Origin of the sequence: Novosphingobium sp. AAP93, assembly GCF_001296055.1 — a bacterium.
Classification (GTDB): Bacteria; Pseudomonadota; Alphaproteobacteria; order Sphingomonadales; family Sphingomonadaceae; genus Novosphingobium.
In genome coordinates, this window is record NZ_LJHZ01000066.1 from 1 (window position 1) to 19,699 (window position 19,699).

At 66.5% G+C, this 19,699-nt stretch carries 13 protein-coding genes and 2 tRNA genes; 8 read left to right on the top strand and 7 right to left on the bottom strand.

The window, feature by feature from the left end:
* Positions 1-73: 73 nt before the first annotated feature.
* On the bottom strand, positions 74-2,584 hold the full coding sequence (gene hrpB / locus IP83_RS11085) for an ATP-dependent helicase HrpB (protein ID WP_054122286.1): 2,511 nt from the start codon (positions 2,582-2,584) through the stop codon (positions 74-76).
* Positions 2,585-2,640: 56 nt separating this feature from the next.
* Between hrpB and IP83_RS20220 the strand changes: the two genes are divergently transcribed.
* Together IP83_RS20220 and IP83_RS11090 are read left to right on the top strand one after the other, a co-directional pair.
* Positions 2,641-2,784: a hypothetical protein gene (locus IP83_RS20220; RefSeq protein ID WP_156309677.1), complete on the top strand. Its 144-nt coding sequence runs from the start codon at positions 2,641-2,643 to the stop codon at positions 2,782-2,784.
* 123 nt (positions 2,785-2,907) lie between these two features.
* Positions 2,908-3,924, top strand: a complete 1,017-nt coding sequence (locus IP83_RS11090; RefSeq protein ID WP_054122287.1) for an aldo/keto reductase — start codon at positions 2,908-2,910, stop codon at positions 3,922-3,924.
* 42 nt (positions 3,925-3,966) lie between these two features.
* Here the strand turns inward: IP83_RS11090 and IP83_RS11095 are convergent, their stop codons facing one another.
* The gene (locus IP83_RS11095; protein ID WP_054122288.1) at positions 3,967-4,980 is read right to left on the bottom strand and encodes a polyprenyl synthetase family protein; all 1,014 of its coding nucleotides are present in this window, start codon (positions 4,978-4,980) and stop codon (positions 3,967-3,969) included.
* A 102-nt stretch (positions 4,981-5,082) separates the two neighbouring features.
* On the opposite strand from IP83_RS11095, the gene IP83_RS11100 reads away from it, so the two are divergent.
* Both IP83_RS11100 and IP83_RS11105 read left to right on the top strand, forming a co-directional pair.
* Complete coding sequence (locus IP83_RS11100) at positions 5,083-5,376, top strand: chorismate mutase (protein ID WP_054122289.1); 294 nt, start codon at positions 5,083-5,085, stop codon at positions 5,374-5,376.
* Positions 5,373-5,615, top strand: a complete 243-nt coding sequence (locus IP83_RS11105) for a transcriptional regulator (RefSeq protein WP_054122290.1) — start codon at positions 5,373-5,375, stop codon at positions 5,613-5,615. The genes IP83_RS11100 and IP83_RS11105 overlap by 4 nt, the downstream gene beginning before the upstream one ends.
* 2 nt (positions 5,616-5,617) lie before the next feature.
* Here the strand turns inward: IP83_RS11105 and IP83_RS20910 are convergent, their stop codons facing one another.
* The 3 genes from IP83_RS20910 to IP83_RS11120 form a co-directional block, all read right to left on the bottom strand.
* Entirely contained in the window at positions 5,618-9,967 is a 4,350-nt protein-coding gene (locus tag IP83_RS20910) for an S-layer family protein (protein ID WP_054122291.1), read from the bottom strand.
* Positions 9,968-10,210: 243 nt separating this feature from the next.
* Positions 10,211-13,582 (bottom strand): S41 family peptidase, encoded by a 3,372-nt coding sequence (locus tag IP83_RS11115; RefSeq protein ID WP_054122292.1) that lies wholly within the window; start codon positions 13,580-13,582, stop codon positions 10,211-10,213.
* A 125-nt stretch (positions 13,583-13,707) separates the two neighbouring features.
* Positions 13,708-14,175 (bottom strand): Lrp/AsnC family transcriptional regulator, encoded by a 468-nt coding sequence (locus tag IP83_RS11120; protein WP_054122293.1) that lies wholly within the window; start codon positions 14,173-14,175, stop codon positions 13,708-13,710.
* 290 nt (positions 14,176-14,465) lie between these two features.
* On the opposite strand from IP83_RS11120, the gene IP83_RS11125 reads away from it, so the two are divergent.
* The 3 genes from IP83_RS11125 (at position 14,466) to IP83_RS11135 (ending at position 17,366) form a co-directional block, all read left to right on the top strand.
* Positions 14,466-16,217 (top strand): histidine kinase dimerization/phospho-acceptor domain-containing protein, encoded by a 1,752-nt coding sequence (locus tag IP83_RS11125; RefSeq protein WP_054122294.1) that lies wholly within the window; start codon positions 14,466-14,468, stop codon positions 16,215-16,217.
* A 16-nt stretch (positions 16,218-16,233) separates the two neighbouring features.
* Complete coding sequence (locus IP83_RS11130) at positions 16,234-17,235, top strand: polysaccharide deacetylase family protein (RefSeq protein ID WP_054122295.1); 1,002 nt, start codon at positions 16,234-16,236, stop codon at positions 17,233-17,235.
* A 55-nt stretch (positions 17,236-17,290) separates the two neighbouring features.
* Positions 17,291-17,366 (top strand) — tRNA-Ile (locus IP83_RS11135).
* Position 17,367: 1 nt separating this feature from the next.
* On the opposite strand, the gene astD is transcribed toward IP83_RS11135, so the two are convergent.
* Both astD and IP83_RS20225 read right to left on the bottom strand, forming a co-directional pair.
* A complete protein-coding gene (astD, locus tag IP83_RS11140) occupies positions 17,368-18,771 on the bottom strand; it encodes a succinylglutamate-semialdehyde dehydrogenase (RefSeq protein WP_054122296.1) in 1,404 nt (467 codons plus the stop codon).
* An 81-nt stretch (positions 18,772-18,852) separates the two neighbouring features.
* Entirely contained in the window at positions 18,853-19,053 is a 201-nt protein-coding gene (locus IP83_RS20225) for a hypothetical protein (RefSeq protein WP_072384765.1), read from the bottom strand.
* A gap of 166 nt (positions 19,054-19,219) precedes the next feature.
* On the opposite strand from IP83_RS20225, the gene IP83_RS11145 reads away from it, so the two are divergent.
* Positions 19,220-19,296: transfer RNA gene (locus tag IP83_RS11145), tRNA-Pro, on the top strand.
* Positions 19,297-19,699 lie beyond the last annotated feature (403 nt).

Sequence of the window (19,699 nt, forward strand, 5' to 3'; positions counted from 1 at the left end):
GAGCGAAGTCGAGACACCATACCCGGCGCCTGGTGTCTCGACTTCGCTCGACACGAACGGGAGGAGGGGAGAGCTAGCGCTTCCCCGCCGCGAACGCGTTCTTGGTCCTGAGGCTCGCCTCTTCCTCCCATGGCGCCTCGGGCCAGCGGTGCTTGGGGTAGCGGCCCTTCATGTCCTTCACCACATCGCGCCACGATCCACGCCAGAAGCCCGGCAAGTCAGCCGTCGTCTGGATCGGCTTCTGCCCCGGCGAAGTCAGCGATAGCAGCAGCGGCCTTGGCGGATCGCCCACCATCGGATGACGGTCCAGCCCGAACAGCGCCTGCACCCTGAGCTCCACCGCGGGCCCGCCTTCATGCGCGTAGTCGATCGCATGGCTGGTTCCAGCAGGAGACGTGAACTCCGCCGGTGCCAGCCGGTCGAGCGTGCTCCGCGCATTCCAGTCGAGCCGCCCCAGCAGCGCGTCATGCAGTTTTCCCGCGCCGATCTGGAAATCGCGCCGACCGGTGAGGAGTGGCCCCAGCCACTCGTCCGCTTCGGCGAGCAAAGCCTCCTTGGACAGCGCCGCAAGCCCCGCGTACCGCGCGCGTTCGATCAGCGCCAAGGCCTTGTCGCTCAGCGGCAGCAGCCCCAGCCCGTCGGCCCTGAGCCGCTCCAGCAGCAGCGCCTCGACCGCCTCCGCAGGCGGCGCCGGATCAGGCACCCGCGCCAACACGATCGCGCCCAGCCGCCGCTCCAGCCGCGCCTCGATGCGTCCCTCGGACGCATTCCACGTCAACGCATGGCGCGCCTCGATCCGGTGCGCGAGGTGCCGCGTGACCTCGGCCTCATCCAGCGCCAGCGCCGCCGTGATCCGCGCACCCTTGGCCTCGCCCTGCGCATCGCCGATCACCAGCCACGGCGCGCGCACCAGCGAGCTCGCCGGATCGAGCCGGTAGCCCCGCCCGCCCGAGGCCAGCCATTCCTCGCCGCTTCCCCCCCGCGCTCGCGCAATCCGGTCCGGAAAAGCCTCAGCGAGTAGCACGCCGAGCGGCAAGGCCGCGCCTGATGCTTCGACAAGCTCAGCATGAGCGGGCTTGGTGCTCTTACTGGACTGAGACCGCTCGTGCTGAGCCTGTCGAAGCACCTTCGCCGCACTTGCCGCCCAGCGCTCCGCCAGCTTGCGCGATGCGTCCGCCCGTCCGCCGCGCTCGCGGCTCCAGCGCTCCAGCCGCAACGCGAGGTCCTCGCCGCGCCCGCCCAGCCCGCGCTCCTGCAGCAGCAGAGCCAGCCGCGCCGCATCCTCCGCTTGCCCCCGCGTGGCGGCAAAAAGCAACATATGCGCCAGGGCCGGTTCCATCGGTAGTGCTGCCATCGCCCGCCCATGCGGCGTAATCTGCCCGCCAGCATCGAGCGCACCAAGCGCCGCCAAAGCTCCCCGCGCCGCCGCCATTGCAGCCGCAGGCGGCGGATCGATCCACGCCATCGCCGCCGGATCGCCAGCCCCCCACTGCGCCAAAGTCAGCGCCAGCGGAGTGAGGTCACTCGTCAGGATTTCCGGCGGATCGAACGCCTCGCGCCCCGCGTGGGCCGCCTCTTCCCACAGCCGGTAGGCCACGCCCGGCCCCTGCCGCGCCGCACGCCCCGCCCGCTGCGCCGCCGAGGCCTGGCTTGCCCGCACCGTCACCAGCCGAGAGACACCCGCCGCCTTGTCGAACTCCGACCGCCGCGAAAGCCCCGCATCGATCACGATCCGCACGCCGTCCAATGTCAGCGAGGTTTCGGCAATACTCGTCGCCAGCACCACCCGCCGTCGCCCTTGCGGGTCACGCCGGATCGCCGCGCGCTGCCCGGCGGGTTCCACTTGCCCGTGCAGCGGCAGCACCAGAGCTTTTGGCAGGCGCTCCGCCAGCAGGTCCGCACACCGCTCGATCTGCGCGACGCCCGGCAGGAACGCGAGAATATCGCCCTGCTCCTCGCCCCACGCCTGGACAACCGCGCTCGCAACCGCCTGCTCGGGCTTCCAATCGGGCCGCGAACCAAGCCACCGGATCGCCAAGGGATGCGCCTTCCCCTCGCTCTCCACCACCGGGCAATCAACCAAGAGCCGCGCAAACCGTGCGCCATCGAGCGTTGCGGACATCACCAGCAGCCGCAGATCATCGCGCAGCACGCCCTGCGCCTCGATCGCCAAGGCCAGCGCCAGATCGCTCCCTAGCCCGCGCTCGTGCGCCTCGTCGAACAGCACCGCCGAAACGCCGTCGAGGCCCGGATCGGCGAGCAGCTGGGAGACGAAAATCGCCTCTGTCATCACCACGATCCGCGTACGAGGGCCGCGCTTGGCATCGAGCCGGGTGACATAGCCCACCGTCTCGCCGGCCGCTTCGCCCAGCAATTCCGCCATCCGCTCCGCAGCCGCCCGCGCCGCCACGCGCCGGGGCGAGAGCACGATCACCTGCCCCGTGCACCAGGGCTCACGGATCAGCGCTGGTGCCACTGCGGTCGTCTTGCCCGCCCCGGGTGGCGCGATCAGCACCGCAGCGGGGCCGGCACGCAGCGCCTCCAGCAACTGTGGCAAAATAGCATGGATCGGAAGGTCACTCACACGCGTTGCCCTAAGCACCCTCTAAGCCTGCTGCAATCCATGCTAGGGCCACCACCATGAGGACCAGCCTCGAAATCCTCATCGCGCTCCTCACCAGCCTGCTCACCGGCGGCGCCGTGATCGCCGCGCTGATCGCGACAGCCGCCCTGCTCGCTGCAACTGCGCTGTGGTGGCTGATCGGCAAGCGCCCGCACCGATAGCCCTCTCACCTTCAAGGGAGAGGGTTGGGAGAGGTGTCTTCCCACTTTCGCTAGCCCAGCCGCCGCTTGACCGGCCCACGTGCCCGCGCCACCTTCCCGAAAACCTCTGGGAGCCCATCGCACATGCAACACCGCCGCCTCGGCACGTCCCCCATCGTCGTCTCCGATATCTGCATGGGGACGATGACCTTCGGCAGCCAGGCCGATGAAGCGACCTCGCTGCGCATCCTCGACATGAGCTATGACGCCGGCATCAATTTCTACGACACTGCCGAGGGCTACCCCGTGCCGCCCGACGTAAAGTGGGTCGGCCGCACCGAAGAAATCGTCGGCAAGTGGCTGAAAACCAAGCCGCGCGATGCGATCATCCTTGCCACCAAGGTCTCCGGCCCCAGCCACATCTGGTTCAAGAGCCCCAAGCGCAACGGCATGACCGCGCTTGACCGGCACAACATTACCCGCGCGGTGGAAGACAGCCTCAAGAAGCTCGGCACCGACTACATCGATCTCTACCAGACCCACTGGCCCGATCACGACACCGCCTACGAAGAGACGATGGAAACGCTCGATGAACTGGTCCGCGCCGGCAAGGTGCGTATTCTGGGCTGCTCGAACGAGACTTCATGGGGCCTGATGAAATCCATCGAGGCATCCAAGGCGGTCGGCGCCGCGCGCTACCAGACGATCCAGAACAACTTCAGCCTCAACAACCGCCGCTTCGAGGACGAACTGGCGGAAGTCTGCCGCAAGGAAGGCGTGAGCCTCATTCCCTACTCGCCCATCGGCGGCGGCGTGCTGGCCTGCAAGTACAGCGGCGGCGCCAAACCCGAAGGCGCGCGCTTCTCGAAGTACCTCGATATGGGCGGCCGTCAGGCGAGCATGGCCCGCCGCTTCGTCAACGAGAAGTCGATCGCCTCAGCCGAACGCTTTGCTGCCATCGCGCGGGAACATGGCCTCGATCCGGTGACTTTCGCGGTCGCGTGGTCGAAGCAACACGATTTCGTCGCCTCGACCATCGTCGGCGTGACCACCGAAGAACAATGCGCCCCGATCTTCGCCGCCGCCGATCTGGTTCTGCCGGACCAGGCGATAAAGGCAGTCAACGCCGTGAGCCGGGAAATCATGTATCCGATGGGGTGATCCGGCACCGGCGGGCAGTGGCCCCCGCCCGCCGAAAACCGATCAATAGCGCCGCGCCACCGCGAATTCCGCCGCCTCGGTCATCGCCGACTTGGCCGCGCTTGCCGGGAAGGCGGCAATCGCATCGATCGCCCGCTGGGCATAGTAGCGCGCACGCTCCCGCGTGGCGTTGACCGCCTCATGCTTGCGGATCAGCGCAACCGCGTGTGCCAAGTCGGCATCGCTGTTGCGGTCCCCCGCAATCGCTTCCTGCCAGAACGTGCGCTCTTCGGCCGTGCCGCGCGCATAGGCGAGGATCACCGGCAGGGTCATCTTGCCCTCGCGGAAGTCGTCGCCCTGATCCTTGCCCATTTCAGAGGCGTCCGAATCGTAGTCGATCGCATCGTCCGCAAGCTGGAACGCGATGCCGAGGTTGCGGCCATAGCTGTCGAGCGCCAGTTCATCCGCCTCGCTGCGCTCCGCCACCACGGCGGCGATGCGGCACGCGGCGGCAAACAGCGCGGCGGTCTTGGCGTTGATGATCGCGAGATAGCGCTCCTCGGTCGTTTCCACCTGCCGCTGCGCGACGAGCTGGTCGACCTCACCCTCGGCAATGACCGCCGAAGCGCCGGAAAGGATCTTGAGCACCTTGAGGCTGCCGTCTTCCACCATCAGTTCGAAGCTGCGGCTGAACAGGAAATCGCCGACAAGCACGGTCGCCGGGTTGCCATAGATGATATTGGCCGCCTGCTTGCCGCGGCGCATGCCCGAGCCATCGACCACGTCGTCATGCAGCAAGGTCGCCGTGTGGATGAACTCCACCGTCGCTGCCAGCTTGTAGTGCCGGCTGCCGCCGTATCCCAGCAGTGAAGCGCTCGCGAGCGTGAGCATCGGGCGCATGCGCTTGCCGCCGCCAGCGATGAGATGGCCAGCGAGTGCCGGGATCAGCGGGATGCGCGATTGCATCCGGCCGAGGATCACTTCGTTGACACTGTTCATGCCATCGGCCACGAGCGCCATGAGCGGCTGCAGCGACGGCTCGGCGCGGCGGGGGATCGAGTGGATGGTTGCTGTCATTTGCCGCTCGCTTGGCCTGCCCACCGCCGCTTGGCAAGATGCAAGTTGTGCCAGAGTGGGCTTGGGGCGCCACGCGGTGGGGCGGATGGACGGAGATTTGGGATGAGCGAAGACCCGGTGCTGGCAGGTTACCGCCAGTCCATCGACAATATCGACGCGGCGATGATCCACATTCTGGCCGAGCGATTCCGCATCACTCAGGCGGTCGGGGCCTACAAGGCCGCGCACCAGCTCCCCGCCAGCGACCCCGGCCGCGAGGAGCGCCAGATCGCCCGCCTGCGCGCGCTCGCGGTCGATGCCAAGCTCGATCCCGAATTCAGCGAGAAGTTCCTGCGCTTCATCATCCAGGAAGTGATCCGCCACCACGAGCAGGCGGCCGGCGGTGTAGCGCCATGAGCGGCCCCGCCCCGGATGCCGCTGTGCGCGACCACTTCGCGCACTGTATCCAGGTGCTCGGCGGGGTCACCGCTGCCTCGCGCCGGCTGCATATCGACGAGCGCGCCATCCGCCGGTTCATCAATGGCGAACGACCGCTCAGCCCGGGCTTGCTGACCGATGTGGCCGCAGCGCTCCACCGCCTGATCGCCGAAGCCGAAGCGGCCGAAGCAGGATTGCAGGAGCTGATCGCCGGGTAGCCTCAGACCGCAATCAGGAAATCCGTGAACGCCAACGCCGGCGCGCCCGTCAGCACAGCCACCTGCACCGCCGCAGTCGCACCTGTCCCGTCCGCGTCATACCATAGCGCCCCGGTCGTGGTGTTGTAGATGAACCGGTCGGTCGCATCGTGCGCCGCGTTCACCCCCGCACCGGACCAGAACGCATCGGTGCTGATAGCGCCCGTCGACGAGAAGGCTGTGAAGACCGCACGGCTGAACGAGAGCTTGTCCGTGCCGGAAGTGAAGTCCTGCACGGTATCAAGGTTGGTCGCCGCATTCGGCGCGGTATCGAAAACGAAGGTATCCGTCCCCGCGCCGCCGTTCAGCAGGTCATTCCCCGCCCCGCCGACAAGCCGGTCGTTGCCGATACCGCCCTGCAAGCTGTCGTTGCCCAACCCGCCGGTCAGCGTATCGTTGCCATCAAGGCCCGAGAGCAGGTTGTTGGCGCTGTTGCCCGTCAGCACGTTGTCGAGCGTATTGCCCGTCCCGTCGATCGCCGAACTGCCCGCAAGCGTCAGGTTCTCGACATTGAGCGCCAGCGTCCAGCTGAGCGAGGCGGTAACGAGATCAGTCCCGCCGCCCGCGGCCTCTGTCGTGACGTCACCCACATTGTCGACCAGATAGCTGTCGTTGCCGCTGCCGCCGATCAGCGTATCCGCCCCGAGGCCGCCGTCCAGCGTGTCGCTGCCGGAGTTGCCCGTCAGCACGTTGTCGAGCGCATTGCCGATACCGCTGTGGGTGACGTTGTTGGTGAAAGTCAGCCGCTCGACATTGGCGCCAAGCGTGTAGCTGGCAAGGGTCGTCTGCACGGTGTCGGTGCCCTCGCCGGCGAGCTCGGTCACCACGTCGCCGGCCGCGTCGACGACGTAGATGTCATCGCCCATGCCGCCGATCAGGGTGTCGTTCCCGCCGCCCCCGTTGAGCGTGTCATTGCCGCCGAGGCCGGTCAGCACATTGCTCGCGCTGTTGCCGGTGATCACATTGGCATCGTTCGTGCCGGTGCCATTGATCGCCGCCGTGCCCGAAAGCGTCAGGTTCTCGATATTGGCCGCCAGCGTCCAGCTGATCGAGGCCGTCACAAGGTCGGTGCCCTGCGCCGCCAGTTCGGTAGTCACGTCGCCGACGTTGTCGACCACATAGCTGTCGTTGCCCGCGCCGCCGATGAGCGTGTCGGCCCCTGCGCCACCATCGAGCGTGTCACTGCCGGTGTTGCCCGTCAGCACATTGTTCAGCGCATTGCCGATGCCGCTGTGCGTCGCGCTGTTGGTGAAGGTCAGCCGCTCGACATTGGCCGCCAGTGTATAGCTCGCGAGCGTCGTCTGCACGGTATCCGTGCCCTCGCCCGCAAGTTCGGTCACCACATCGCCCGCCGCATCGACGACATAGATGTCATCGCCCAGCCCGCCGATCAGCGTGTCATTGCCCGACCCGCCATTCAGCGTATCGTTGCCGCCAAGGCCAGTCAGGACGTTTGCGCCCGAATTGCCGGTGATCACGTTGGCATCGTTGTTGCCGGTGCCGCTGATCGCCGCGGTGCCCGAAAGCGTCAGGTTCTCGACATTGGCGGAAAGCGCATAGCTTACCGACGCCGTCACCAGATCGGTGCCCTGCCCGGCAAACTCGGTCACCAGGTCGCCGGCGTCATCCACCACATAGCTGTCGTTGCCGAAGCCGCCGAGCATCGTGTCCGCACCCGCGCCGCCGTTCAGCGTATCGTTCCCGGCATTGCCGCTGATCACGTTGTTCAGCGCATTCCCGATGCCGGTGTGCGCCGAAGAGTTGGTGAAGATCAGGGTTTCGACATTCGCCGCCAGCGTGTAGCTTGAAAGCGTCGTCTGAACGACATCAGTGCCCGCGCCCGCCAGTTCCGTGACGACATCGCCGGTCGAATCGACGACATAGGTATCGTCGCCCTCCCCGCCGATCATGGCGTCGCTGCCCGAACCGCCGTTCAGCGTGTCATTGCCGCCGAAGCCCGTGAGCACGTTGTTGGCCGAGTTGCCGATGATCACATTGTCCGCGCTGTTGCCGGTGCCGTTTATCGTCGCGCTGCCGGTCAGCGTCAGGTTCTCGAAGTTCGCGCCCAGCGTCCATGCAATCGACGAGGTCACCAGGTCGGTGCCCTGCCCGGCCAGCTCGGTCACCACATCGCCAACGTTGTCGACGACGTAGCTGTCGTCTCCCAGTCCGCCGGCCATCGTGTCCGCGCCCGCGCCGCCGTTCAGCGTGTCGTTGCCGCCATTGCCGGTCAGCACGTTGCCCGCTGTATTGCCGAGGATCACGTTGGCATCGTCATTGCCGGTGCCATTGATCGCCGCCGAACCGGACAGCGTCAGGTTCTCGAGATTGGCCGCCAGAGTCCACGTGATCGCGGCCGCGACCGTGTCCGTCCCCTCGCCTGCGGCTTCGGTCGTCACGTCGCCCAGGTTGTCGACAGCATAGCTGTCATTGCCAAGGCCCCCGATCATCGTGTCGGCCCCGGCAGCGCCGTTCAGCGTGTCGTTGCCGCCGCCCCCCGTCAGCACATTGTTCGCGCCGTTGCCGGTGATCACGTTCGCATCGCCGTTGCCGGTGCCGTTGATCGCCGCTGTGCCACCCAACGTCAGGTTCTCGACATTCGCTGCCAGTGTCCAGCTGATCGAGGCGAGCACCGTATCGGTCCCCTCGCCCGCCGCCTCGACCGTCGTGTCGCCTGCGTTGTCGACGTAATACGTGTCGTTGCCCAGCCCGCCGACCATGCGGTCCGCACCGGCATTGCCATTGAGGATATCTGCCCCGCCGCCGCCGGTGAGCACGTTGTTCAGCGCATTGCCGATGCCGGTATGCGCGGCATTGTTGGTGAACGTCAGGTTCTCGACGTTGTTGCCCAGCGTATAGCTGGCCAGCGTCGTCTGAACCGTGTCGGTGCCTTCGCCGGCAAGCTCGGTCACCACATCGCCCGCCGCATCGACCACATACGTGTCGTTGCCCAGCCCGCCGATCATCGTGTCGTTGCCAGTGCCGCCATCTAGCAGGTCATTGCCGCCAAGCCCGGTCAGCGTGTCGTTGCTTGCGAGGCCGATCAGGTGGTCATCGCGGCTCGTGCCGGTCAGCGCATCGATCCCGTCGGTGCCGGTGATAACGTTGTAGGCGCCGTAGTTGAAGAGCTGCGCCTTGATGCTCGTCCCGTCCGCATCACCGCCAAGGCCGCTGCCATCGCCCCACGCGATGACGAAGCCGTCGCCGCTCACACTCGCGATCACCGGGCGCTCCTGATAGCCGGTGGTCACTGTGTTGATCAGCATTTCGCTGCCCAGCTTGGTACCGTCGCCATCGAAGACCTGCGCCTTGATGTCGCTGTCCGTCGGGCTGACGAAGTGCTGCCACGTCACCACGAATCCGCCATTGGGCAGCCCGGCGATCGAGGGGAAGTCCCGCTCGCCCGCGCCGGTATCGCTCACCACCAGCGATGCGCCCACCTTGACGCCCGCAGCGCTGAACACTTGCGCGCGGATCAGCGTATCGGGATCGCCGACGGCCGGATTGGAATCCTGCCACGCCACCACGAACCCGCCGGTCGCGAGCCCCGTCACCACCGGCAGCGCCTGATCGTTGAGAACCTTGGCATCGACCGCAATCTCGCCGCCGACCCGCACGCCGGCCGCGCTGAATATCTGCGCCTTCATCACCGTGTCGGTCGAAGCCGTGTCCATCCACGTCACGACATAGCCGCCGTTCGCAAGGCTGGTCACGGTCGGCTGGGTCTGGTCGCCGGTCGTCTGGGTGTTGACCCGCACGATCCCGCCAAGCGGCGCCCCCGCCGCGCTGTAGAGCTGCGAGAGGATCCCTGCCCCGCTCGCGTCGCCCGCCGTCCCGGCATAGTCCTGCCATGTCACCACGAAACCGCCGCCGGAAAGACCGGTTATCGTCGGGTTATGGTTGCCCGGCAGGTTGTTGCCGCCCTGCTGCGTCCAGGTCGTGGTGTTGACGAGGAACGCCGGAGTCACCACCGCGCCGCTCGCGTTGTAGACCTGCGCCCGGATCTTGTAGTCCGATTGGACGCCCGCCTCGGTCCACGTCACCACGAACCCGCCGTTCGCGAGATTGGTGACGGTCGGGAACGACTGGTCGGTCGCCGCGCCGCTTGCCACCGCGAACTCGCCGCCCACCTTGGCACCCGCCGCACTGTAAAGCTGCGCTTTGGCGATACCGATGCCGCTGGCGGCCGAATAGTCCGTCCAGGTCGCAACAAAGCCGCCGCCCGTCAGCCCTGCGATCGAGGGTAGTTCCTGAAAGCCGGCGGTCTGCGTGTTGACGAGAAACTCGCCGCCCGTCTTGACGATTTCAACCATTCTGGTCCCCGCATGCACCGCGCCGGGCCAGGCGCAGCGGCAGCGCTGCGCTCGGGCCCGGCGGATGCAGTCCAATCCGTTGCGGGACGGGTTAACCGATAAGGGTTAATTTTCTCCCCAGCCGGATTACCGATGCGCGGCCAGCGAGACCGGGTTCGGTGCGCAGAATTGCGCCATTCCGGCCTCGCTGAGGCAGCATCGCAGCCTCGGCGGTATGCTTTCGCATCGCCTGCGAAGTTTTACCTAGTCGATTGTGTCAGGCAGGACCGGCTTCTTGTCCGGCGCGGGCGGCTGGACGAAAGTCGGCGGCGGCGATTTGGCGAGGGCATCAAGCGCGATGCGTACGCCCGCTTCGAGCTGCGGGTCATGCCCCAGCCTGACCTGCGCCGGATCCTGCTCGACTTCCACATCGGGCGGAATGCCGATGTTCTCGACCTCCCACTGCCCTGCGGTGCCGTAGATCGCCCAGCGCGGCGCGGTGACCACGCCGCCATCCATCAGCGTAGGGTAAAGGCCGATGCCGACCAGACCGCCCCAGGTGCGCGTGCCGACCAGCGTCCCCACACCGGCTTTCCGGAAAAGCCAGGGCAACGCATCACCGCCGGAGCCTGACATCTGGTTGATCAGCATGACCTTGGGGCCGAAGATCGCCTGCGCCGGCTCCACCATCGGTTCGCCTTCGCGGGTGGAATTGACCATTTGCGGCGTGCGTTTGAGCTGGTCGACGATGAAGTCGGCAATATCGCCGCCATGGTTGAACCGCTCGTCGATGATCATCCCCTGCTTGCCGACCTGCGCGAAGTAATAGCGGTTGAAGTTGGCAAAGCCGCCGCCGGCGGTGTCAGGCAGATAGACATAACCCAGCTTGCCACCCGAAAGCTGATCGACCTGCCGCCGGTTGGCCTCCATCCAGCTGTGCAGCCGCAGCGGAATGTCGCGCGCAATCGGCACGACCTTGACGTCGCGCGAGCCCTTGCCATCGGGCGTGGGCCCCACGGTCAGCACGGTCTGCTTGCCGGCGAGCCCTTCAAAGCCCTTGTAGACCTCGAAACCGGTGTCGACCGGGCGGCCATTGATCGCAAGCAGATACTCGCCGGCCTTCACCTCGGCGCCGGGCTGGGCCAGCGGAGCCTGCAGCTGCGGGTTCCAGCTCTCGCCCTTGAGCACATTGCGGAAGCGGTAATGCCCGTTGGCCAGCTCGAAATCGGCGCCGAGCAAGCCCGTGCTCACCGTGCTCTGCTTCGGTCCCTCGCCGCCGTTCACGAAGGTGTGGCCAAGCCCGATATGCCCGGTCATTTCCTCGAACAGCGCGTTAAGCTCGCCCCGGCTGCCAAGGCCGGCGAGGAACGGCTCATAGAGCTTCGCCGCCTTGGCAAGATCAAGCCCGTGCGCCTTGGGATCGTAGAGGAAGTCCCGCTGGACACGCCAGACCTCTCGGTACATCTGCCGCCATTCGGCCATCGGATCGACCGGGATGGCCGCAGCGAACTTCACCGCGGCTGGCGCGGGTTTGGCCGAGGCCTCCGCCGGGGCTTCGGACGAGACGAGGAACCGCTCGCCCCGTTTCGCGAAGAGGATCTTCTTGCCGTCCGCCGAAACCGACACCGAGCCGGCGTCAGCTCCCTCAATCAGTGTGGCGGGCTTGCGCGCCTTGGCGTCGTAGCGCACCACTGACACCGGCACCGGCGCACCGCTTTCGTCCGTCAGATCGCGATCGGTGAACACGACCGGTGCGGTAACTGCGAGCACGGCTCCCGCCTCGCCCGCAAGGAGCCCGACATAAGGCGCCACCGGCAAGCCAAGCGCGACGATGCGCTGGTCGAGCCCGGCAAAATCGATCTGAACCGGCTTCGGCGCCTTGGCAGCCTTCGCATCGTCCTTGCTCTTGCCCTTGCCCATGCCGGCGTCGGCCTTGGCGCTGTCCTTGGCCCCATCCTTGGAATCGCCCGCGCCCTCCTCGTCGCTCTGCGGTGCGGTCGGCGCAGCGCCGTCCTTGCGCAGCACGGCGGCGTAGACCGCGCCTTCGGTGGCCCGGCCGAGGCTCGACATGTCCAGCCAGCCTGCACCCAGACCCCGGCTCGTGTTTGCGATGAAATAGAGCACCTCGCCGCCCGCATCGAAGCGGGGCGAGACGGCATCGCTCATTCCGTCGGTGAGCGCTTGCGACATTCCGGTCGCGACCGTGTGGATCATGATCGTGTGAAGGTGATTGGCCCCCTGCACCGCATAGGCAAGATAGCGGCTGTCGGGCGACCAGGCCGGATCGAAATTGAAGTCCGGGCTGTCATAGCGATCAGTGGCGATCTTCACCGGCTTGGGCGCCGCCGCCGTCACATCCACCAGCCACAGATTGAGCCGCTTGTCATGGAACACGATGCGCTTTGAATCCGGCGACCACAGCGGCGTATAGAAGTAGGAACCCGGCGTGCCGAGATCGATCTTGCGCACGGCCCCCGTTCCGTCCGCCGCACGGATATGCAGCGCATACTCACCGCTCTCGTCGCTGAAGTAGGCCACCGACATGCCATCGGGCGAGGCGGCGGGATCGCGCTCGGCCACACCGGTCGTCTGCGTCAGGTTGCGCGTATCGCCCTTCTCGGCCGGGACGGAGAGGATCTCCCCGTGTGCCTCCACCAGCATGCGCTTGCCCGACGGCGTGAGCACGGCGGCCGCGATATCGCCCGCTTCGAGGTCCTTGATATGCGGCCGCACCGAAGGCGCCTCGGCACCGATGGTGATGGCGGGGCGCGAAACCGTGCCGCTCGCAAGGTCATAGACCTCGATCTTGCCGAAATGGTCGATCACGATCCCGCCCGGCCCGGCCGATGCGGAAGCCATGTCAAACCCGCGATCGTTGCGGATGACCTGGCTGACCGTCGCCTCCTTCGCGCTGTAGCGATAGAGCGTGCGCGGCCCGTCACGATCCGAGAGGAAGTAGACATCGCTGCCCACGAACATCGGATTGCGATCGTTCGAATTCCCGCGCGGGATCTTGACGACCGAACTGTCCTTGAGATCAGCGATCCAGATCCGGTCCGTCTGCCCGCCGCGATACTGCTTCCACGCCGGCTGCCACTGCTCGAACGGGGTATAGGCGATATGGCTGCCGTCCCCGCTCAGTGCACCGGTATCGCCCGAGGGCAGCGGCACCGGGCGGGGATCACCGCCTTCCACCGGCACGAGATAGAAGCGCATCAAATCGCGCACCGTCTCACGCGAGGAGCGGAAAAGCACGCTCTTGCCGTCCGGCGACCAGCCGAGCACGACGTCGGGTCCGGGGTGCCAGGTCAGCCGTCGCGGCACGCCGCCGCTGGCCGGCACGACATAGACATCCCGGTTGCCATCATAGCGGCCGGTGAAGGCGATCATCGTGCCGTCGGGCGAAAATACCGGCCCGCTGTTGTCTCCTTGCCCGGTGGCGATGACCCGCGCCGCGCCGCCGCCGCGCGGAACAGTCCAGATCGCGCCGGCGTAGTCGAAGGCGATCTCGGTAGCGGAAAGGCTGGGATGCTGCAGCAGACGCGGCGGCTCGCGTCCTTCGGCCGCTGCGGCGCCACCTGATATGCCGGTGATGGCGGCGATGAGCGCCGTTGTTGCAAGCAGGGCACGGCGCATAGGCAAAGTCCTCCGGTCATGATGTCGCGCGCCCACGAGTTTAACGCCGCCGCAGGACTTTGCCTAATCCTCCGCGCGCCAAATCTGAACCGATCCGGCGCGACCGCCGCTGCTCCGGCGCCGGCTCAATCGTCCAGCGGCACGCCCGGCAATTGCTTGGCCGTGCGAATGGTGAGCGAGGTCTTGACGCTCGCCACGTTGGGCGCAGGCGTCAGCTTGCTGGTGAGGAATTCCTGGAAGCTCTGCAGATCACGGCTGACGATCTTTAGGATGAAATCGATCTCGCCGTTTAGCATGTGGCACTCGCGCACTTCGGGCAGGGTGCGCATGTGCTCCTCGAACTGACGCAGCGACTCCTCCGCCTGGCTCTTCAGGCTGACCAGCGCGAACACGGTGATCGCGAAGCCCAGCTTCGAAGGGTCAAGCTCGGCGTGATAGCCGCGGATCACGCCCGCTTCCTCGAGCGCGCGGACCCGGCGCAGGCAGGGCGGCGCGGTCAGGCCGACGCGCTGCGCCAGCTCGACATTGGTGACCCGCCCTTCATCCTGCAGTTCGGCGAGTAGACGCCGATCGATCCCGTCGAGAGTTGCCATGTGCTTTCGTCTATCCTGCGCGCGCTGGGATGGCTCGTGGTCGGATCGATTGGTTAACGCCGCCCCTTGTCATGCCCATGGAATAGGCGGCATGGAGGGGGCTGTCCGGCCAATCTTGGTAACTTTCCACACCTTGTGCGGCTGCCATCGATAATTTTGTTGTTTAATATCGCAATCGTCCCACAATGCAACGCAATCAACAGGCCCCTTCCCGCCCACCCGCATTTTGTTAGGGTCCCGGTAACCAACACGGGCGCCTTTGCGCGCGCCTCGTGCCACTTGGAGAACGCATGATTGTCGACGATCGCCTCGAAACCGTGCTGCGCACCGTCGCGGCCGGACCGGGTGCGCTCGCCACGCAAATGCGCCAGTTGCTGGACCTGCTCGGCCGCACGCCAGCCAAGCGCTGGACGGAGCGGCACATGGCCGCGCTGACCCGGCTTGATTCGCTTATCCAGATGCTGGGCGAGCAATCGAGTGCATCCCTTATCGCCGCTTCGGCGCTGCGTTCACCAATACTTGTCGAGCATTTTGCCGAAGCCGGTCCCAAAGTGGCACTGGCAGCGATGACTGCGGCCCGGTTGCAGGACCGCGAATGGCTCCAGCTCATTCCGGACCTGCCGGTGCAGGCGCGTGGTTTCCTGCGCCACCGCCGCGATCTGGGACCAGACGTGGAAGGGTTACTGGCCCGGCTCGGCATCACCGATTTCGCGCTGCCGCTTCCCCCCGGATTCGAACAGCAGGTAGAGCCGGAGAGCCGGATCGTACCGCTGCCGCAGATCGGCACGGCGGCACCCACCAGCGATGGCACTGCCATTCCTGCGGGCGAAGGCATCGGCGCGATCATTGCCCGCATCGAAGCCTTCCGCCGGGCGCGGGAACCCGCCGCTGCCGGCACCGGCGCCGCACTCCCTTCCGGCCAGACCCGCCTGCCCTTCGCCGATGAAGTGGCCGCGGCCCAGCCCGCCATGACAGCGGTCGATATTGCGCTCGATGCCGAAGGTACGGTCATCGCCGCCGGTACCGGCCATGCTGCCGCGCTCGTCGGCCTGCGCCCCTTCGCCACCGATCCCGATGCACCGGTGACGTGCGATCCGGCCACGCTCGGCGCCGCGCGCGCGCGCCTGCCGGTCATCGGCGGAAAGCTGGAACTGGAAGGCCCCGGCCCGCTCGAAGGCGCCTGGCGTATCGATGCAGTACCCGATTTCGTGCCCGACACCGGCCACTTCCTCGGCTGGCATGCACGCCTGCGCCGTCCGCCCGTCCCGCCTGCAGCCGACCTCGCAGCCGCTTCCGAGGATGCGGCACGGCGCAGCACCGACCGCCTGCGGCAAATGCTGCACGAGCTGCGCACGCCGATCAACGCGATCCAGGGCTTTGCCGAGTTGATCCAGCAGCAGCTGCTCGGCCCCACGCCGCACCAGTATCGCAGCCTTGCCGCCGGGATCGCTTCCGACGCCGCGCGCATGCTGGCGGGCTTCGAGGATGTCGAGCGGCTCGCCATGCTCGAAACCGCCGCCCCCGACGCCGACGTCCGTGCAGGTGGCGAGACCGATCTCACCGCGCTGCTGACCCGGCTGATCGACCAGCTCGATCCGCTCCTCGCCCCGCGCGAAGTGGCGTTCACGCATGACTTGCCTGATGGTCCGCTGCCCGTCGCCGTCCCGTACGAAGAGCTTGAGCGCACCCTGTGGCGCCTGCTCTCGCTCGTCGCCAGTGCCGCCGCTCCGGGAGAGCGCCTTGCCCTTTCGCTCAGTGTCGGGGCTGGCCCCAGCGGTTATGCCGTCCGCCTTATCCTGCCGCTGCCCACCACACTTGCAGCGCGTGATGACAGCGCGTCGCTACTGGTTACCGACAGTCTCGCCAGCCCGGGCGGCATGCTCGGCAGCGGCTTCGCACTGCGCCTGTGTACCGCAGAGGTGCGTGCTGCGGGCGGGCTCATGCTGCGCGAAGACGGCCGGGTAGTCGTCAACCTCCCTCTCTTGACCAGTGCGCGTGATGCACCTAGCCAAAGGGGCATAGTCGGCAGTCATACCGGCTGAGGGGACAATCCAAGGCGTGTCGCAGCCCAACATTCTCGAAGTACCGGGTGCGAGGCAGCACGTGCGCTTCGCGGCGGGCTTCGGCCAGCGCTTCGTCGTTACTGTCGATACCGAAGAAGAATTCGATTGGACCCAGCCGCTTGGCCGCACCGGGCACGGTCTCAGCCACGTTCCATGGCTCGCGCGGTTCCAGCAGTTCTGCGAAGGCATGGGCGTCGCGCCGGTCTATCTGCTCGACTATCCGATCGCGACCGATCCCGCAGCGGTCGAAGCGCTGGGTGAGGCGGTCGCCGCCGGACGCGCCGAAATCGGCATTCAGCTGCACCCCTGGGTCAGCCCGCCACATGACGAGGAAGTCAATGTCTACAACAGTTTCGCCGGCAATCTACCGCCGGAGCTCGAAGCAGCCAAGTTCAACACGCTGAAGGACGCCATCGAGAACGCGTTCGGCAAGGCCCCGCTGATCTACCGCGCCGGTCGCTATGGCATCGGACCGGCCAGCGCGGGCATTCTTTCCGCAGCTGGCATCGCCATCGACACTTCGGTCCGCGCCCGCTTCGACTACAGTTCCACCGGCGGCCCCAATTTCCGCGAACATCCGGTCGTGCCATGGTGGGTAGACCAGCCCGGCGGCCTGATGGAACTGCCGCTCACCACCGTGTTCTGGGGCATGCTGCGCCAGCAGGGTCCGCTGCTCTATCCCGCACTCTGGCGCACGCCCAAGCTGCGCGGCCTGCTCGCCCGCATGGCCATGCTCGAACGCATTCCGCTGACCCCGGAAGGCGTGAGCATCGACGAGGCGGTCAAAGGCATCGACATCGCGCTCGACGACGGGCTGCCGATCCTCGTCTTCTCGTTCCACAGCCCCTCGCTGCGCCCCGGCCTCACGCCCTATGTGCGCGACGCGGACGAGCTGGATCGGCTTTACGACTGGTGGCGCGCCGTCTTCTCCTACCTCAAACGGCGCGACATCCGTCCGGCCAGCGTCGCCGAGATCATGGCCGCCGTGGTGCTCTGAGCCCTCGCCCTGCTTGCCATTCGGCCGGCGCCGCACTAACCGTCGCGACCAAGGTGGGCCTGTAGCTCAGCGGTTAGAGCTGGCCGCTCATAACGGCTAGGTCGCGGGTTCGAATCCTGCCGGGCCCACCAACTAGTCTCGCAACCCGGTCAGCGCAGCGGCGGCAATAGCCGGGCTTTCAAGGCTGGCCACCGGCCAGGCGCAATAATCCGCCGCGTAGTAGGCGCTCGGGCGGTGGTTGCCCGAAATCCCCACGCCGCCGAAGGGCGCGGAGGACGCCGCGCCGTTGGTCGGCCGGTTCCAGTTGACCACGCCCGCGCGGCTGGCTGCCCAGAAGCGGCGATAGAGCGCCTCGTCTCCGCCGATCAGGCTCGCCGCCAGACCGTAGCGCGTGGCGTTCGCCGCGGACATCGCCGCATCGAAATCGGCGACGCGCATCACCTGCAGCACGGGTCCGAAGATTTCCTCGTCCGGCACGGCAAGGCCCGTCACGTCGATGATCGCGGGCGAGAGAAGCGGCGTCCCTTCGCGCAGGCGCCGCAGCGGGCGGATCACCTTGCCTCCCATTGCCACCAGCGCGTCCCAGGCCTTCTCGACCCGCGCCGCCGCGTTCATGTCGACCACCGGCCCCATGAACGGCGCAGGCTCGTCGAACGGCCCGCCGGCGATGATCCGGTCCGCCATCGCCGCGACGGCATCGATCAGCGCATCGCCGTCCGGCCCCACGATCAGCCGCCGCGCGCAAGTGCAGCGCTGGCCTGCCGATAGGAACGCCGATTGCAGCACCAGCGAAGCCGCCGCCGCGATGTCGGTCTCGGCAATATCCCATGCAACCAGCGGGTTGTTGCCACCCGTCTCGATCGCCAGAATTCGGTCAGGCCGCGCAGCGAACGCCTGATGCAGCGCAAGGCCGGTGTTGGAGGAGCCGGTGAACAGCAACCCGTCCAGCTCCGGATGCGCCGCCAGCGCGCGGCCCGTATCGGCGCGGCCCTGCGTCACCACCAGAACGCCTTCGGGCAGCCCGGCTTCGGCCCATAGACCGGCCATGAAGGCGCCCGAGGCCGGGGTCAGTTCGGACGGCTTGAACACCACCGCATTACCCGCCAGCAGCGCCGGCACGATGTGGCCGTTGGGCAGGTGCGCCGGAAAATTGTACGGGCCCAGCACGGCCAGCACGCCATGCGGCTTATGGCGCAGCGCCTGGGGCACGCCCGCCGCCTCGCCATGGCGCTCCCCGGCGCGCTCGGCCTGCGCGGTAATCGATATTGCGACCTTGGCGGCAACGGTGCCGACTTCGGTGCGCGCTTCCCACAAGGGCTTCCCCGTCTCGCGCGCGATCGTGCAGGCGAACTCTTCGGCATGGGCTTTCACCACCTCGGCATAGCGCTCGGCAATGGCAATGCGCTCCGCCAGCGGACGCGGCGCCCAATCCCTTTGCGCCGCACGGGCCGCCATGACTGCCGCATCGACATCCGCGTCCTCGCCCTGCCACAGCACGTCGCCGGTCATGGGGTCGGTGGAAGTCCAGGTGGTCATGCTCGCTCCTCTTGGCTTTGCGGGTCGGTATTACCCGCTAGCCAATTGGGCGCGCGCCACTCGAAGGTCAACCACCCGGGTTCAGTCCTCCTGAACCACCGTGTCCCGTTTGCCCGCACCCTGCTGCGGACGGATCACCCACCGGCCGTCAGCGCGCTTCTCGAGCTGCACACCACAATACTTGCAGGGTCCGATCTTGAGATGTCCGTCATAGCGCACCAGCCGCCGGGCGGGCGAATGCCGCCCCAGCAGACAGCGCAGTCGCTTGAAGAATTGCGACATCCTTTGCAGTGCTCCCACCCCGCCGCCCCTGCCCGGACGGATCGCCCGGCTTTCATGCCATCTCCCCGTAACAATACCAATAGGGCGCATGACCGCACGGGACGACCCGTCGTGTCACGATTGCGCCTTGCCGCACCGGCACCGCATGCTCTAGGGCGAACCCAGTCGGGGAGTAGCGCAGCCTGGTAGCGCATCTGCTTTGGGAGCAGAGGGTCGCAGGTTCGAATCCTGTCTCCCCGACCATTTTCTTCACATCGAAATTATCTCACCCCCTTACGGGGCGCTGAAATGGCGCGGTTCTGCGGTACTTTCCGCTCACCCAGATAATTTAGCGGCGTGGGTTAGTCCCTGCCCTCTCTCCATCGGGTTCACTCTCTCCAAAACCTCTGGACCCAGCCCTGTTGGTCACAGAATAGTTTTGTTATACATCAATGCCTTAATTCAGACTTTCTGCCTGATTTTTAGAACCTCAATTGCAGGTCAGGCCATTCATTAATGGCTACAAACGAACCATTTGGGCATCTCCATTAACCTCCCGCTCGGCAATTGCCGACACTGCCAGGAGCGAATTGATTCCGATTCATTCTCGTTCTGACTCAGCGATGTTCACGTCTTCCGTGCCCGTGCGATCATCAGTCGTAGGTTA

What these genes read in the sequence shown, in the direction of transcription:
- IP83_RS11095 (WP_054122288.1), bottom strand. Translation starts at nt 4,980, where the DNA reads ATGACAGCAACCATCCACTCGATCCCCCGCCGCGCCGAGCCGTCGCTG.
- IP83_RS11090 (WP_054122287.1), top strand. Translation starts at nt 2,908, where the DNA reads ATGCAACACCGCCGCCTCGGCACGTCCCCCATCGTCGTCTCCGATATC.
- IP83_RS20225 (WP_072384765.1), bottom strand. Translation starts at nt 19,053, where the DNA reads ATGTCGCAATTCTTCAAGCGACTGCGCTGTCTGCTGGGGCGGCATTCG.
- IP83_RS11100 (WP_054122289.1), top strand. Translation starts at nt 5,083, where the DNA reads ATGAGCGAAGACCCGGTGCTGGCAGGTTACCGCCAGTCCATCGACAAT.
- astD (WP_054122296.1), bottom strand. Translation starts at nt 18,771, where the DNA reads ATGACCACCTGGACTTCCACCGACCCCATGACCGGCGACGTGCTGTGG.
- IP83_RS11105 (WP_054122290.1), top strand. Translation starts at nt 5,373, where the DNA reads ATGAGCGGCCCCGCCCCGGATGCCGCTGTGCGCGACCACTTCGCGCAC.
- IP83_RS11125 (WP_054122294.1), top strand. Translation starts at nt 14,466, where the DNA reads ATGATTGTCGACGATCGCCTCGAAACCGTGCTGCGCACCGTCGCGGCC.
- IP83_RS11120 (WP_054122293.1), bottom strand. Translation starts at nt 14,175, where the DNA reads ATGGCAACTCTCGACGGGATCGATCGGCGTCTACTCGCCGAACTGCAG.
- IP83_RS20910 (WP_054122291.1), bottom strand. Translation starts at nt 9,967, where the DNA reads ATGGTTGAAATCGTCAAGACGGGCGGCGAGTTTCTCGTCAACACGCAG.
- IP83_RS20220 (WP_156309677.1), top strand. Translation starts at nt 2,641, where the DNA reads ATGAGGACCAGCCTCGAAATCCTCATCGCGCTCCTCACCAGCCTGCTC.
- IP83_RS11115 (WP_054122292.1), bottom strand. Translation starts at nt 13,582, where the DNA reads ATGCGCCGTGCCCTGCTTGCAACAACGGCGCTCATCGCCGCCATCACC.